The 14,663-nt window shown below is 46.5% G+C and carries 7 protein-coding genes; all 7 read left to right on the forward strand.

The window, feature by feature from the left end; all coding sequences use genetic code 11:
- The first annotated feature begins 296 nt into the window (after positions 1–296).
- The 7 genes from HMPREF0650_RS11105 to HMPREF0650_RS11135 all read left to right on the forward strand — a co-directional run bounded on the left by HMPREF0650_RS11105 (position 297) and on the right by HMPREF0650_RS11135 (position 14,564).
- Positions 297–1,145: a helix-turn-helix domain-containing protein gene (locus HMPREF0650_RS11105; protein ID WP_004350843.1), complete on the forward strand. Its 849-nt coding sequence runs from the start codon at positions 297–299 to the stop codon at positions 1,143–1,145.
- Positions 1,146–1,728: 583 nt separating this feature from the next.
- Positions 1,729–2,415, forward strand: coding sequence for a WG repeat-containing protein (locus HMPREF0650_RS11110; protein WP_040563277.1), 687 nt, complete (start codon positions 1,729–1,731; stop codon positions 2,413–2,415).
- A gap of 434 nt (positions 2,416–2,849) precedes the next feature.
- Positions 2,850–6,815, forward strand: a complete 3,966-nt coding sequence (locus HMPREF0650_RS11115; protein WP_040563278.1) for a glycoside hydrolase family 76 protein — start codon at positions 2,850–2,852, stop codon at positions 6,813–6,815.
- Positions 6,816–6,983: 168 nt separating this feature from the next.
- Positions 6,984–9,260, forward strand: coding sequence for a replication restart helicase PriA (gene priA, locus HMPREF0650_RS11120; protein WP_004350851.1), 2,277 nt, complete (start codon positions 6,984–6,986; stop codon positions 9,258–9,260).
- Between the two features lie 147 nt (positions 9,261–9,407).
- Positions 9,408–12,182 (forward strand): TonB-dependent receptor, encoded by a 2,775-nt coding sequence (locus HMPREF0650_RS11125; RefSeq protein ID WP_004350853.1) that lies wholly within the window; start codon positions 9,408–9,410, stop codon positions 12,180–12,182.
- Positions 12,183–12,206: 24 nt separating this feature from the next.
- The gene (locus tag HMPREF0650_RS11130) at positions 12,207–13,598 is read left to right on the forward strand and encodes a beta-helix domain-containing protein (protein WP_004350856.1); all 1,392 of its coding nucleotides are present in this window, start codon (positions 12,207–12,209) and stop codon (positions 13,596–13,598) included.
- Positions 13,599–13,616: 18 nt separating this feature from the next.
- The gene (locus HMPREF0650_RS11135) at positions 13,617–14,564 is read left to right on the forward strand and encodes a metallophosphoesterase (protein ID WP_155813641.1); all 948 of its coding nucleotides are present in this window, start codon (positions 13,617–13,619) and stop codon (positions 14,562–14,564) included.
- The last annotated feature ends 99 nt before the right edge of the window (positions 14,565–14,663 follow it).

Here is a 14,663-nt window from a genome sequence, read left to right on the forward strand (position 1 = left end):
TGCATTATATATATAATAAGGTGGAAGGACGTGAGCGCCTCATCACCTGATAGATACAAAAAGCTCGTATTTTGAACAATACAAAATTAATCATTACAAATGGTGTAAACGCATGATAAAATATTAAAACGGTGAATATATCTATCTTTATCCCCTCTTATTGCTAATAATTATTAAAAGGACGGAAGTAGTATTAATTTGTGTTTATTTTTCGTATAAACATGTTGTAATTATTATATATTTACAAAAATAAAGTCTGTTTGCAGTTTTGCTACAGATTTCCAAACTCTTGGTGCATGAAATTTTACAATTTAAACAAACACCGCCAATGTCCTAATTACATTGGGTCTAAGGCCATGGGTTTTGCCTTGCTCTCTGGCAAACGTGGAGAGCGTATGGACGACATTCTGCCCATCCCCCTGATGATATTCGTGATGAGTGGCAAACTGATGCTATGTCATCAAAAGAACGTTGAAACAGTTGTTAATGCCGGTGAAATGGCAACGGCCGTGTTCACAGAGCAGTCGTATGTTACGTTCATGGAAGATAGCGTGTGCATGCGGCTGTACGTTCAGGGTGACGGACTGGATTTCTGTCACCGCATCGTGAACACAGGGGCGTTGACGAACGATGGTGAACCAACCGGAGAGGAGGGTAGGGTGCTGCCCATGAACCCCGAGATTCAAGCCATCGTGCGGCAAATGACGGGCTACATCACCGACGGACTGATGTGTTGCGAGGTGCATGCCATGAAGCAACAAGAGCTGGCGGCGGTGCTGCAAGCTTATTATCGACCAGCTGATTTGCTGCCGTTTATCGCCCCCATCTACGATCCCAATGCGCGGTTCTACAATGACGTGATGAAGTTGGCTGGCCAATACTTGCCTGTACAAGAGATGGCCTCGCAGCTCAACATGAGTTATCCTACGTTTATCAGATACTTTCGCAAGGTTTTTAAAGAAACTCCACAAGCGTGGTTGTCGAAGAACCGCATGAAACAACTGCGGGATTTGCTGTGCAACACGGCGCACACCGACCAGGAGATTGCCGACGAACTAAACTTCACGACGGTGCAGAATATGCGGGCTTTCTGCAAAACACGAAGTGGGTTGACGCCCAAGCAGTTGCGGGAACAAGAACAGTAGTTTTCCCCTTGCTTTTTAATTGCATTGACTTTGGGCGCCAAAGTCAATGGGTTTAGGGCCTAAAGTCAATGGGTTTGGGCGGCAAAGTCAATGAGTTTAGATGGGCAGGGAATGAAGCATGTTTTCAACAACGAATAAAGCTTTTTATTTAACAACAATCTTTAGTTGACGAGTTCACAAGTTTACAAGTTGACGAGTTGATAGTTTAAGCTCGCACGGCTCTTTTATCTAAAAGGTCGTTTGTTATTCAACAATAATCATGTTCTTTTGTTTTAACAACGAATTGAACGAAAGAAACAAATCTGACTGTTTGGAATCAATGAACGCAAGCGTTCATCAAATGAAACAAATTTTGCAAAGAGGCACGACATGTTGACGTCGGCAGATTGGTTTCATTAGCAGAACGCTTGCGTTCATTGTCTTGTTTGGTTTATTCGTAATATTTGTTACATTTGTTGTTCAACAACATCGCCTTTAAATGAAAGAGCCGTGGTCTAAAATTGTAAGTATGGAAAAATGTCTTGCTGTTCTTCCGCTGATTTAAAAAAAATGCTTACCTTTGGCCCAAAAGGAGGACACTACCATGGAGAAAATCACGCAAGACAATTTTGAGGAAAAATATGTTGACCCCATTGAACAGCGGCAGATAGACAAGTTTGTCTGTGACGAGATGTCGCGTCAGATACACCGCTACATCAAGGGAATGTCGGGCTCGAAGGCCATGATGGAGAAGTTTGAGGCGCAGTTGTCCACCCTGAGCGTACCGCAGAAGGAGGAGGCCATCGCACGGTATATCGACCTGAACCGCAAGGTGTTGAGCGGGTTGGACTTGAAAATTGTGCTGACACGGGCCATCGCCAACTATTGCGACACGTTCAACTACATGCTCGAGCTGGTGAACGATAAGCGCAAGTGGGTGTTCTACCTCAATCGCATCAAATCAAAGTACATTCAATATCATACCGTGATTGAGCAGGATGGCAAGTTTGGCCTGTGTGATCATCGTGGCAACATCTTGGTTCACCCCGTGTATGATTTCGTTCGAACGTGTTACATTTACGTGGATGACCTGGTGACCATGCCCGTCATCGTGCAGAAAGAGGGTAAGATGGGACTGATACTTCCCGATGGGAAAGACACCATTGTGGCACCGTTTGAGTTTGATGACATCTCGTTGCGCGAGGAATATCCCTACTTTGAGGCCACCCGAGGAGGCGAACAAGGGTTCATCCACAGCGACGGACAATTCGTTGTTGCGTCATCCGATTAGTAGGTAATGTAGGGGCGTGATTCATCACGCTCCGCCTTTGTGCAGGGTGGTGTGTGTAGTGTTGCATCACGTTGTGTACGGTTATCCCGTTTACCGGTGTCGGAACGTGATAAATCTAGCCCCTACGGTGTTTGTTTGTGCTAACGGAACGTGATAAATCACGCCCCTACGGTGTTTGCTTGCGTTGACGGAACGTGATGAATCACGCCCCTACGGTGTTTGTTTGCGTTGACGGAACGTGATCAATCACGCCCCTACGGTGTTTGTTTGCGTTGACGGAACGTGATCAATCACGCCCCTACGATGCTGACATCGGTAGGATGGGCTGTTAAATTCTGCAAGAAAATAACGTTTTTCTCCTATTTGTCAGTTGGTTGTTGTATCTTTGCGGCTACACTATGACTTAACAATATCATCAATCTATGATACCGACAATGAAGAAAATTTTACTACTCAGTGTGTTCTGTTCCCTCATGCACCTGGCTTGGGGTGCTGTGGTTGAGGGCAAGACTTACCGCCTTGTTTCTGTAGGGGCGAAAGACAAGTCGCTTTTGATTGAAAACTCTTCTTTGCAGAACAATGTCAACATCTTACTGTGGACCGACATGAATGTGCCTTCGCAACAATGGGAGGCGGTGCGCAATAGCGACGGTTCTTTTGCATTCAAGAATGTATATAGTGGTAAGTTTTTGACCCGAAGAGGGATGTTGGGCAAGACATCACAATTGTACCAAACCACTTTAAGCACCTTTTCTTCCTCCAAATGGAAGGTAGAAGCCGTAGCGGGCCAGGCCGGTCAATACCAACTGGTACAACAGGACGGCGGACAATCGTATTGTATCACCACCGGCAGCACGAATGATGGAGCGACATTGTCGGTTGATGTGGTTCAAAAAAATCAAACAGGTGGGGCCGATCCTTCTCAAATATGGCAGTTGGTAGAGGTTGAACCCATCAACAAGATCACCCCTGCGCTACGAGATGAGGTAATGAACGGATGGACCAAACAGTTTGTGCGTGCCCGTGGTGCCAACGTTTCGTTTGGCATTGGCGGCGGATGGGGCGATGCCGAAATGCTGGAAACGATGTTGGATGCGTACGAAACGTCCGGCCAAGAAGCATATTTAGACCTATTTAAAAAAGGCTTTAACTATTTTAAGTCTAAGGTAAAGGACAATTGGTTGCGGCGCTATTGGTTTGGGTACAGATGGCATGGAGAAAACTACAACGACGACGTGATGTGGATGATCATCGCTTCTGCGCGTGCCGGACTTCTCACTGGCTCAACCACCTATACCCAATTGGCCAAAAATAATTTTGACGCCATCTATCAACGGGCGTACAACCCATGGGGCATGCTGCGGTGGGCAGAAAGCTCGGGCGACCGCAACGGCACCAACTCGTGTATCAACGGTCCCGCTGAAGTCGCCGCTTGTTACATTGCCATGGCTACAGGTGATGAAACCTATTATGTCAAAGCCCGCGACCTTTATGCCAAACAACGCCGGTATTTGTTCAATGCGTCTACAGGACAAGTGTATGATTCCTTTATCTGGGACGCGACAACCAACTTGCCTTCCAAGTACAATCGGTGGGCCTCTACCTACAACCAAGGCACCATGTTGGGCGCAGCCGTCATGCTTTACAACCATTATGGCGACGAACAGTACAAGCAAGATGCAGAACGAATTATGGAATACACCGTGAAACATCTCTGTAACCAAGACGGTATCATCAATGTTTGTCAAGTGGTGGACGGCGATTTATCAGGTTTTAAAGGCATTTTGATGCGCTATGTGCGAAAGTTCATCATCGATTTGAACAAGCCCGAGTATGTGGAATGGATGCAAAAGAACGCCATGCAGGCTTACAGCAACATGAATTCTCGTGGCGTGATTCACTCTGCATGGCTGACGAAGTCGAGTGAAGACTTTATGTTTGGTGAAAAGAAATTTGACAATCAGCCCTTTGGATGTTCCACAGCCGTATCAGTAGCGTTCAATGCCCCACTGAATGACAGTCGTATTGTCAAGGATGCGTTTCAGCCCATTCGCGCAGATGAGTTTAATGCGATACAAGGTGTCTATTTGAAGGACAGCAATTCAGGAAAATCGCCCTTGGAGATTTCAAATATCAAGAATGATTATTACGTGGGATATAACTGGGTTGACTTTGGCAGTCAGCCCGCAACTTCGGTGTCATTCTATGTCTCCGAGTTGGGCAATGCCAGTTATCAATGTGCCATTGAGGTTCATCTTGACAGTATAGATGGCCCCTGCATCGGTACAGCTGCCATTCCCAACACACCCGGTTGGAAGACTGTTACCGCACCGGTTGCACCAACAGACGGTATGCATCAGGTGTATTTGAAATTCGTAAACAAGGAGAATGTGGCGGCGGTGGACAACTTTAGGTTGGCAGAAATGCAGTTTGGTACCGATCGGGAAGCATTGCCTGGCGACATCACAGATAATGGTGGGCAGCTGATGACCGATCAACAGGTAGACGACTTGGGCAGTTTGACCGATAATCGATTGACAACTTCGGCCACGGTGTCTGCTTTCAAGGGGCAGGCCATGTTCCATTATCGTTCGGTGGCACCCGCTCTTTTGAAGGGATATGCGATAGGCAGTGGCACTGGTGACGTATCGTTTGATGCCAAAAGTTGGACGTTGCAGGGGTCGAATGACGGTGAGACCTGGACAACGCTTGATACACAAGAAGCGCAAGTGTTTGCCATGCGTTGCCAAAACAAGCACTTCAGCGTGAATACCAGCAAGACTTTTACGGATTATCGCCTGCTCGTTACCGCAACAAATGGCGGCAAAGCGTTGCATATAGGCGAGTGGCAACTCCTGGGAACCTGCCTCTTGAGCGATGATATCACAGCCGATGGCGGCAGTATGATGCACCCAGAAGGGTCTTCGTTGATTGACAAAAACGCCTCTACCATGACATCTTTTGACGCAAATCAGGATGCTGTCATTGAATATAAGGCTGCCGGAAGCTATGTGTTAACCTCCTATAGTTTGACTAACGGTGATTCAAAGGCTGCTGCGAATCCAGCTGGTTGGGTGCTCTACGGATCCCGTGATGGGCGAAACTGGACGGAGCTTGACCGCAAGCGACATGAAACGTTCCCAGTTGAGCAGAGCACACAATTCTACACCGTTGCCTCTCAAGAAGCTTACAAGAGCTTTAGACTGGTAATTACCGGCAACCATGGTGCCACCCATACGGCGCTCCATGAGTGGCAACTCATTGGAAAACTCATGTCAAGCGCCCCGCTTTATAACGATATTACCAAGAATGGCGGTAAGCTCACGGCATCCAATGGGGCCAATCATGCCGATTTGCAGGTGCTGACCGATAACAATGCCCGCACCTATGCAGAGCTTCCGTTTAAGGGTGAGGCATGGGTACAATACCAAACTCCCGAGCCAGCCAAGGTCAGGGCTTATTCTATTTGCATGGGTTATGATGCAGAAAAAGATCCGAGGACATGGCAATTGCAAGCATCTAACGATGGAACCAACTGGCGTGTATTGCATCAAGGCAGTGCGAGCAATGTCAAGGAAAAGGGAGCCTTGCGTACCTTCAAAATAACCAATAACGACTTGTATGTTTACTATCGTTTGCTGGTGAAGAAAACAGCGAGTGCAAGTGCCACTTCTGTCATGCTGGGTGAACTTCAACTCCATGGTCTGTGTCTGTCAAATCAAGATTTAACCAGTCGGGAAGGAACCACATCCTGCTATGTTCCTGGTGTGAATGGCGGTGAAGCCGTTGATAAGTTGTTTGACAAGGCGGCAGCCAGCAAGTATTGCTTCAGCTTCTATGGCGAATCGTGGGTTGACTATCAGGCAGCAGAAGGCATGAAAGCCAATCTGTATAGCCTTACCTCAGCCAACGACAATGCTGATCGTGACCCGCAATCCTGGAAGGTGTTAGGCTCTCATGACGGCAGTCATTGGGTGGTACTGGATGAGCGTAACGATGAGTTGTTCTACGATCGACACATCACACAGTTCTATTCTTTCGACAATTCAGAACCATACGAGTATTATCGTCTGCAACTCGATGAGAATAAAGGCGGGGAACTGTGCCAGATTTCAGAGTTCCAACTGTTCTATTCAGATGTCGTAGCAACTGGTGTGAACGCTATTCAGGCGCCTCATCTGGCTGTCAAAGTTTATCCAAATCCCGTCATCGACTACCTCCATGTGGACCTTCCAGCCGAAGGATGCATTCAGATGTTTGATTCACAAGGGTTGCTGATGGCTCAACAACGTGCTCAGACAGGCACCACTCAGGTTGATTTTGCAGGCGTAGCCCCTGGACTATATTTGGTAAAAGTGATTTGTGGCGCACAAACGAAGACCTTTAAAGTGGTGAAATAACATCTGAAAAGTGTCAAGATATTGGGTGTTTTTAAAACTTGTATTCTATCGAAAAATAGGTGGAACACAAGTTTTGAAAACACCTTTTTTAGGTGTTTTACAACCCGTCACGTTGAGTTTGACCAGCTATTTTTTTGTTCTTTCTCTCGTTTGTCTTAACTTTGCGGCATGCTCACAACGTATGTAAATGTCATTGTTCCGCTGCCTTTGGAAGGCACGTTCACCTATTCGGTTCCTCACAACTTGGCCGAGCGGGTGCGGTTTGGCGTGCGTGTGGCCGTGACGTTTGGTGCCTCGAAGGTGCATACCGCCATTGTGGTGAGGGTGCATCAGGACAAACCCGCCTTCAACGTTAAAGACATCGTTGACGTGATTGATGATCAACCCATGCTTCTGGAGCAGCAATACCAGCTGTGGCAGTGGCTGTCGGCGTACTACATGGCCCCGCTCGGCGACGTGTACAATGCCGCTTTGCCCGCTGGACTGAAGGTGGAGGAGAACTATAAGCCTCGTACGGAGACGTATATCGACCTGTGCGAGCCACTGCGCAACGAGCAATCGCTGAACGTGGCCCTTGACCTGTTGAAGCGAGCACGCAACCAACGAGAGGCTCTCATGCACTTCTTGCGCATCTCACACTGGGAAACGATAGAAGGAACTCAAACGACAGAGCCGGTGATGGACATCACCCGGGAGGAGTTGATGAACGTGTCGCGCTGTTCGTATGCCGTCATCAAGAGCCTGGTAGAGCGGAAAATACTGTTCACCTACGAGCGGGAGGTGGGACGGCTCAATGACCATGGGGAGGAACATCTTGAAAACGTGAAACGTTTGAATGAGGCTCAGCAAGAAGCGTACAACCAAATTGTTTTTCAATTTCTTAAGAAAAACGTGGTTTTGCTGCATGGCGTAACCTCCAGTGGCAAAACAGAAATCTACATACACCTTATTAAAAAGGCACTCGAGGAAAAGAAGCAGGTGCTGTATCTGTTGCCGGAGATAGCCCTCACGGTGCAAATTACCAGTAGGCTAAGACATGTGTTTGGCAACAAATTGGGCATCTACCATTCTAAATATAGCGATGCCGAACGCGTTGAAATATGGAAGAAACAGCTTTCGCACCATCCATACGAGGTACTATTGGGAGCTCGCAGCGCCGTGTTTCTGCCCTTTCAGCGGCTCGGGTTGGTCATCATTGATGAAGAACACGAAACCTCTTTCAAGCAACAAGACCCCTCGCCACGCTATCATGCACGGTCGGCAGCCATCGTATTGGCAAGGATGTATGGCGCGAAGACCTTGTTAGGGACGGCCACACCGTCGGTGGAAAGCTATTATAACGCCTGCCAGGGCAAATATGGACTGGTGACCTTGACCTCGCGGTACAAGGACATTCAACTGCCGGAGATTAGGGTAGTGGACACGAAGGATCTGCAACGGCGCAAGATGATGACGGGACCTTTCTCGCCACCGCTTATCGCTGCCGTGAATGAAGCGTTGCAGAGCGGGCAGCAAGTGATACTGTTTCAGAACCGACGCGGCTTCGCACCGATGATAGAGTGCCGCACTTGCGGTTGGGTTCCAAAGTGTACCAACTGCGATGTGTCGCTCACCATGCACAAAAGCATGAACTTGTTGACCTGCCATTATTGCGGTTATACCTACCGCATACCTGCGGTTTGTCCCGCATGTGGCGGCACCGACCTGCGTGGTCGTGGCTTTGGAACGGAGAAAGTGGAGGAGTATGTGGGGCAATTGTTCCCCGATGCGCGTGTCGCCCGCATGGACTTGGACACCACGCGCACCCGCAATGCCTACGGAAGGATTATCGATGATTTCTCTTCTGGTCGCACCAATCTGCTCATCGGCACGCAGATGGTGAGCAAAGGACTTGACTTCGACCGGGTAAGTGTGGTGGGAATACTCAACGCTGACGCCATGCTGAACTATCCAGACTTCCGCGCTTACGAACACGCCTTCATGATGATGGCGCAGGTAAGCGGTAGGGCTGGGCGTAAAGGACAGCGGGGGAAGGTGTTCTTACAGACCAAAAACAAGGAGCTACCCATCATCAGACAGGTGGTGGAAAATGACTATCAGGGATTTTATGAGGCACTATTGGAAGAACGGAGATTGTTTTCTTATCCGCCCTTCCATCGGTTGGTATACGTTTTTTTGCGTCATCGGCACGACGATGTGGTAGAAACGGCCGGCATAGAGATGGGCAGCAGGCTCAGACAGGGATTGGGTGAGCGTATTTTAGGTCCTGACAAACCTTCGATAGCGCGCGTGAAAAACCTGCACATCCGCAAGATTGTCATCAAGTTGGAGAACGGTATCGACCCAAAGGCGGTGCGTCTTTACTTGCGTACCGTGCAGCAACAACTGTTGCAGGACAAGCGATATGCCGCCCTGCAAGTGTACTATGACGTCGACCCCATGTAAATATCGTTGGACGATATTGCTTCTTTTTTAAGCGAGATAGATGAAAATATCCCGCTTTTCTTTTTCATGGTGATGAAATATTTCTTTTACATGATTGTAATATCTATGTCCTAATTTTGCATTCGTAAAAGTGAACAGGCTAATTTTATGAAGAAAATTGTATTAACGACAGTGCTGATTTTAGGCATCATTCCTGTCTGTCTTGCTGATTCTTTGACTGGTATAGTGAAAGATAAGTTAACGGGTGAGATGCTTATTGGTACCGTAGTTCAAGTGAAAGGTGAGAAACATCATGCCACCTCTACAGGCTTGGACGGTTCTTTTGTGTTGAAAGATCTGCCCAATCAAGGCACCATTACGCTGATAGCCAGCTACATTGGTTATCAATCCAAGGAGGTTCAGGTGGATATGTCCGCAGGAAAGTCTATCAATCTGGAGCTGGAACCAGAACTACAAGAACTAAAAGAGGTGGTTGTTAAGGGATTTCGTACAAAAGACACTGATGTAAGCGCTTATGCGATGGTGAAAAATTCGTCGCAAGTACTCAATGTGATGAGTGCACAAGCCATTCTGGTGTCACCCGATGTCAATGTGGCAACAGTACTGCAACGTGTCTCTGGCGTAACAATGCAGCACGATGCGTCGGGTGAAGCCTCGTATGCCATTCTAAGAGGAATGGACAAACGGTACAATTATACCTTGGTTAACGGCGTGAAAATACCCAGTCCTGATGACAAAAATCGCTATATTCCCTTGAATATCTTCCCTTCAGATTTGATGGACAGGATTATTGTTTCTAAGTCGCTCACTGCCGATATGGAAGGCGATGCTGCGGGTGGTGTGGTAGATATGAATATGAAAGATGCTCCAGGCAGTTTCAGACTTCAAGCGAATGTAGCAACAGGGGCAAGCGATTTCTTTTGGCAAGGCGATAAAACGCAATCACCATTCGGACAAATCAATTACGATTTTTTAAGTGCTAAGCGCGGAAGTACCACCTCTAAAGCGCCCTACGAGCGTTATGGAAGTACGTACGATGCGACCAATGCCGACTTTAAGAATGGTGGAACTCAGCTTTCACGCCACAAAGTACCAATACCCAACATCCATGCAGGTATCTCTATCGGCAATCGTTTTTGGGATAAAAAGCTTGGAGTGATATTCTCTACCAACCTGCAGAATACGTATCGTGGCACCGAACGCGAGCTCAATAAGGAGGTGATGGCCAACGGTGAGGAAACAGCTTACATCAGTTCCATCAAGAAAAGACTCTATTCCATCCATGATCTTAACCTGGGTGTGCATGGAAAGATTGACTTCACGCTTGACAATCACAAGATAGAGTGGTATAATATGTACGTGCGTCGTCAAGCGGACAATACACGCTACAGCATGGATATCACGACTGACTACGACTTTGACCTTGCAAATGGCAACTGGACACGTGCGGATGAGATGCGTACCATGACACAAACACAGAATATCTTTGCATCAAATATCAAGGGAACGCATCATTTCACGCGTAACCTCACGGTAGATTGGGCTGGACTTTTCGCCGATGCCAGAGAGAAAGATCCTGACCGTATCTATACCACTATCAAGAACACCGTGACAGAAGGCAAGGTCACTAAGATATTCCCGGCATCACAGGAGCGTCGTTTCCAGCATAACGACGATAAGGATTGGACGGGCTATGTCAATCTTTCGTGGGCGACTCCTTTCAGTGAAGAACTTAAAGCGGTGTGGAAAACAGGTGCTATGTATCGCAACAAGAAGCGTAACAATCGATATTACTCATACATATCTGTACCCTCAGATAATGGTATCCTACTGCCTTCTGATGATATTGATGCGTTTCACGGAATTGACTGGACACTCAAAACACCTCGTTCGCAGGCCTCACAACTCAATTACGACTCTAAAGAACGAATAGGTGCTATCTACGGTATGGTAACACTTACTTCGCCAATCTATGAACTGGTAGCTGGATTTCGTGCCGAGCATACCAACCAACTATACACAATGCTGCAACGTTTTGAGACAACGGGTTCTCTTGGTGAACAGTCGTATTGGGATTATTTGCCGTCTGTTTCGTTTCGCTGGACATTTAGGGACAAGATGAATCTTCGCTTCAGTTATTACAAGAGCATCAATCGTCCAGGATTCTATGAGCTTGTGCCTTATCAGGTGGATGGTGAGGATTACACCGAGAAGGGTAATCCGTTATTAAAATGTGCACGTATTGACAACCTCGATCTGCGTTGGGAGTGGTTACCATCGCAAGATGAACAGGTGCTTTTGGGTGTTTTTTATAAGTATCTCAAAGACCCGATTGAGACAACTTTCGATGTAGACCAGCGTCAGGGTAACGCCAGCTACTATATGCCTCAAAACCTTGGTAACGCCAGAAACTATGGTGTTGAGCTTGATGTGGTGAAGTATATCCGTCACTTTGGATTCAAGGCCAACTATACTTATACGCATTCAGCCATCACCACAACCAAGAAACGCTATACTGCAAAGAATCAAGTAGAGCATGTTGACCAAACGAGACCACTTATCAATCAGGCACCGCATACCGCTAACTTATCTTTGCTTTATAAAGATACGCAACATGGGTGGAATGGACAATTGGCAGCAGCCTATACTGGGACACAACTTGTATTGGTATCTCCCTATTATGATTCTGACGAATGGGAGAAGCATCTCTTTTCGCTTGACCTGAGTGGCGAGAAGCGTTTCAACAATGGCATATCCTTATTTGTTAAAGCCAATAACCTGCTCAACTCAAAGCGCGAACGGTACCTAAAAACCGTTAATGAGTTTAATACCAAGATACCAGGACAACCCAATGATCGTACCATTGTAGGAACCTACAAGTATGGACGCACATTTCTGGTTGGAGTGAGAGTAAATTTGTAATCATCAACTTTTGTAAAATTCAATATGAAGAGATTTAATTTGTTTGTAAGCATATTAGCTGTAACCCTTATGGGAGGCATGAGTTCGTGTGAAAATGAAAACATTAATCCATACGATTACGCTGCCAAAACCGATACCATAACCATCAATACAGGTGACGCAAATACAGTGAAGACGGCCATAGCCTCTTATCCTACAGGATCTATCGTTTGGTCACATGACACCACACTCACCTCTTCGTTCAAGATTCCTGCTGGCGCTTCCCTCTATATCGAGCCTGGCGTGAAGGTCACAGTCAGCTCGAAGCCCTTGGAAGATCATCCTATAGAGATTGTGGCATTAGGAAACCTGTACGCTATGGGCACGAAAGAGAAGCCCGTAGTTATCAGCTCGGATACGGGCAAGCCCAACGACTGGGGTGGTATCATTTGTGGATACGACTGTGAAGAGGTGGTGTTAAGTCATACAGAGATAGCCCATGCTGGTGCTACTCCCACGGAAAGTTCCCTTTCTTTTCAAAACAAATTGTTCAAGACCACCATTGATGGCGGGGTACCTGCGTTCCATTTCTGCAATACCAAAGGTCGCTTTGCTGTCGTTAACTGTTTCTTCCATGACAATTACGATGACCAAACTTATTTCACAGGTGGTAATGGAATTATTTATGGGTCCGTGTTTGCCGATAGTGGTAATGAGAGTGATGGTGGTGAAGCTATCAATGTGAAATCGGGATGCATACTCGACATAGCCTACAACCTGATATACAATGCTTGTACCAATGCCTTTAAACTTTCTGGGTCGGGCGTAGAGAAAAACTTTGCATCGAAGCTTGTTATCTATAACAATACAGCTATTGACTGCGGATGGCGTCGAACGAAGAATAAGAAAGGTGGAAATGTATGGATAGAGAAAGCTATTGCGCCCGTTTTTGTGAATAATTTAATGGTTGACAACCGTTATGGAATCCGTCAACCCGGTAAGGATGGGGCTGATATAGACAACAGTGTGCTTTCTCCCAATTATTTCTTTGCATCCACAAATACAGGAGTGAAGCAGCAAAGTAAAGACTTCAAGATGATTGTTTGGGATGACAACAATCTCACCAGTCAGGCTCCAGAGGATTTGTCTAAATTATTTATTAAGTTTACTCAAAATGATAAGATGAATATCAACTGTGAGAGCGATGACCCTGCCAATGGGGCTCCCTTGAAATGGAACCCAGCATGGGACTTTCATCTTCAGCCTGGCGCGCCTCAACTCACTGGTGCTCTTTCGGCAGTGAAGCCTAACTTTCCCAGCGGATTGGCTTTCTTTGGCATGAAGAAAGTAAAATGGGTGAGCAATACTGATGACCAAAATTATTATTTCTCTTCATCCGTGGCCAGTAACTTCTTTGGAGCATTTGGAGCAAAATAAACATCAATCAACATGAAAATGAACAAGTTTTTCAAACAGATACTATTTGTTGTCACCTTACTTTTGTCTTTCATTTCCTCTCAAGCGCAAACCCCTGCTGATTGGAAACAAATGAAAGCTGCTGTCAACCTGTATTGGGTGAACGATATGGGGCGTAATGGCTATTACGACCAGAAAACCATAGCCCAGTTGATGGGTACCATGGCGGAGACTGTTGGACCCGAGGCAGTGATTGCTGTAGGTGATATTCATCATTTCAATGGCGTGCAAAACGTTACCGATCCATTGTGGATGACTAATTATGAACTAATTTATTCTCATCCAGAGCTGATGTGTTTTTGGTATCCTGTTTTGGGGAATCACGAATATCGTGGCAATACCCAAGCTGTACTCGATTATGCTCATGTGAGTCGTCGATGGGCAATGCCAGCTCGTTATTATTCCAAAGTATTCGAAGGTGATGGGTGTACGGTGCGAATCGTTTTTCTCGACACTACTCCCCTTATCAGTAAATATAGAAAGAATACCGAAACTTATCCTGATGCTCATTTACAAAACCTTGAACAAGAGCTGGCATGGTTGGACAGTACGTTGACTGCTGCACATGAAGATTGGGTGATTTGTGTAGGTCATCATCCCATCTATGCACAGACTTCCAAGTCGGACAAAGAGCGTGCCGACATGCAGAAATATCTGTTGCCCGTGCTTCAGCGACATTCCAATGTGTCGGTATATGGTTGTGGGCATATACACAACTTTCAATATATCAAGAAGAAAGGTGACAAGATTAACTATTGGGTCAACTCTGCAGCAGCTCTCTCACGTCCAGTACAGCCAACAGATGGAACCCGTTGGTGCGATGGGTCCACAGGATTTACAGTGATTAGTGCCAACAAACAGCAACTTACCCTCTATGCCATCAACAAAGATGGTAAGATTCTGTACACCCTGCCGATGAAAAAGTAGCTATCTTTGCTGCTTTACATGTATTTTATTGAGCAATCTATATGCCTACGTGTCCGTGAACGAGCGTAGGCATATAGTTTATTTGTCTATGACTCCAAG

The organism is Hoylesella buccalis ATCC 35310 (assembly GCF_000177075.1).
Classification (GTDB): Bacteria; Bacteroidota; Bacteroidia; order Bacteroidales; family Bacteroidaceae; genus Prevotella; species Prevotella buccalis.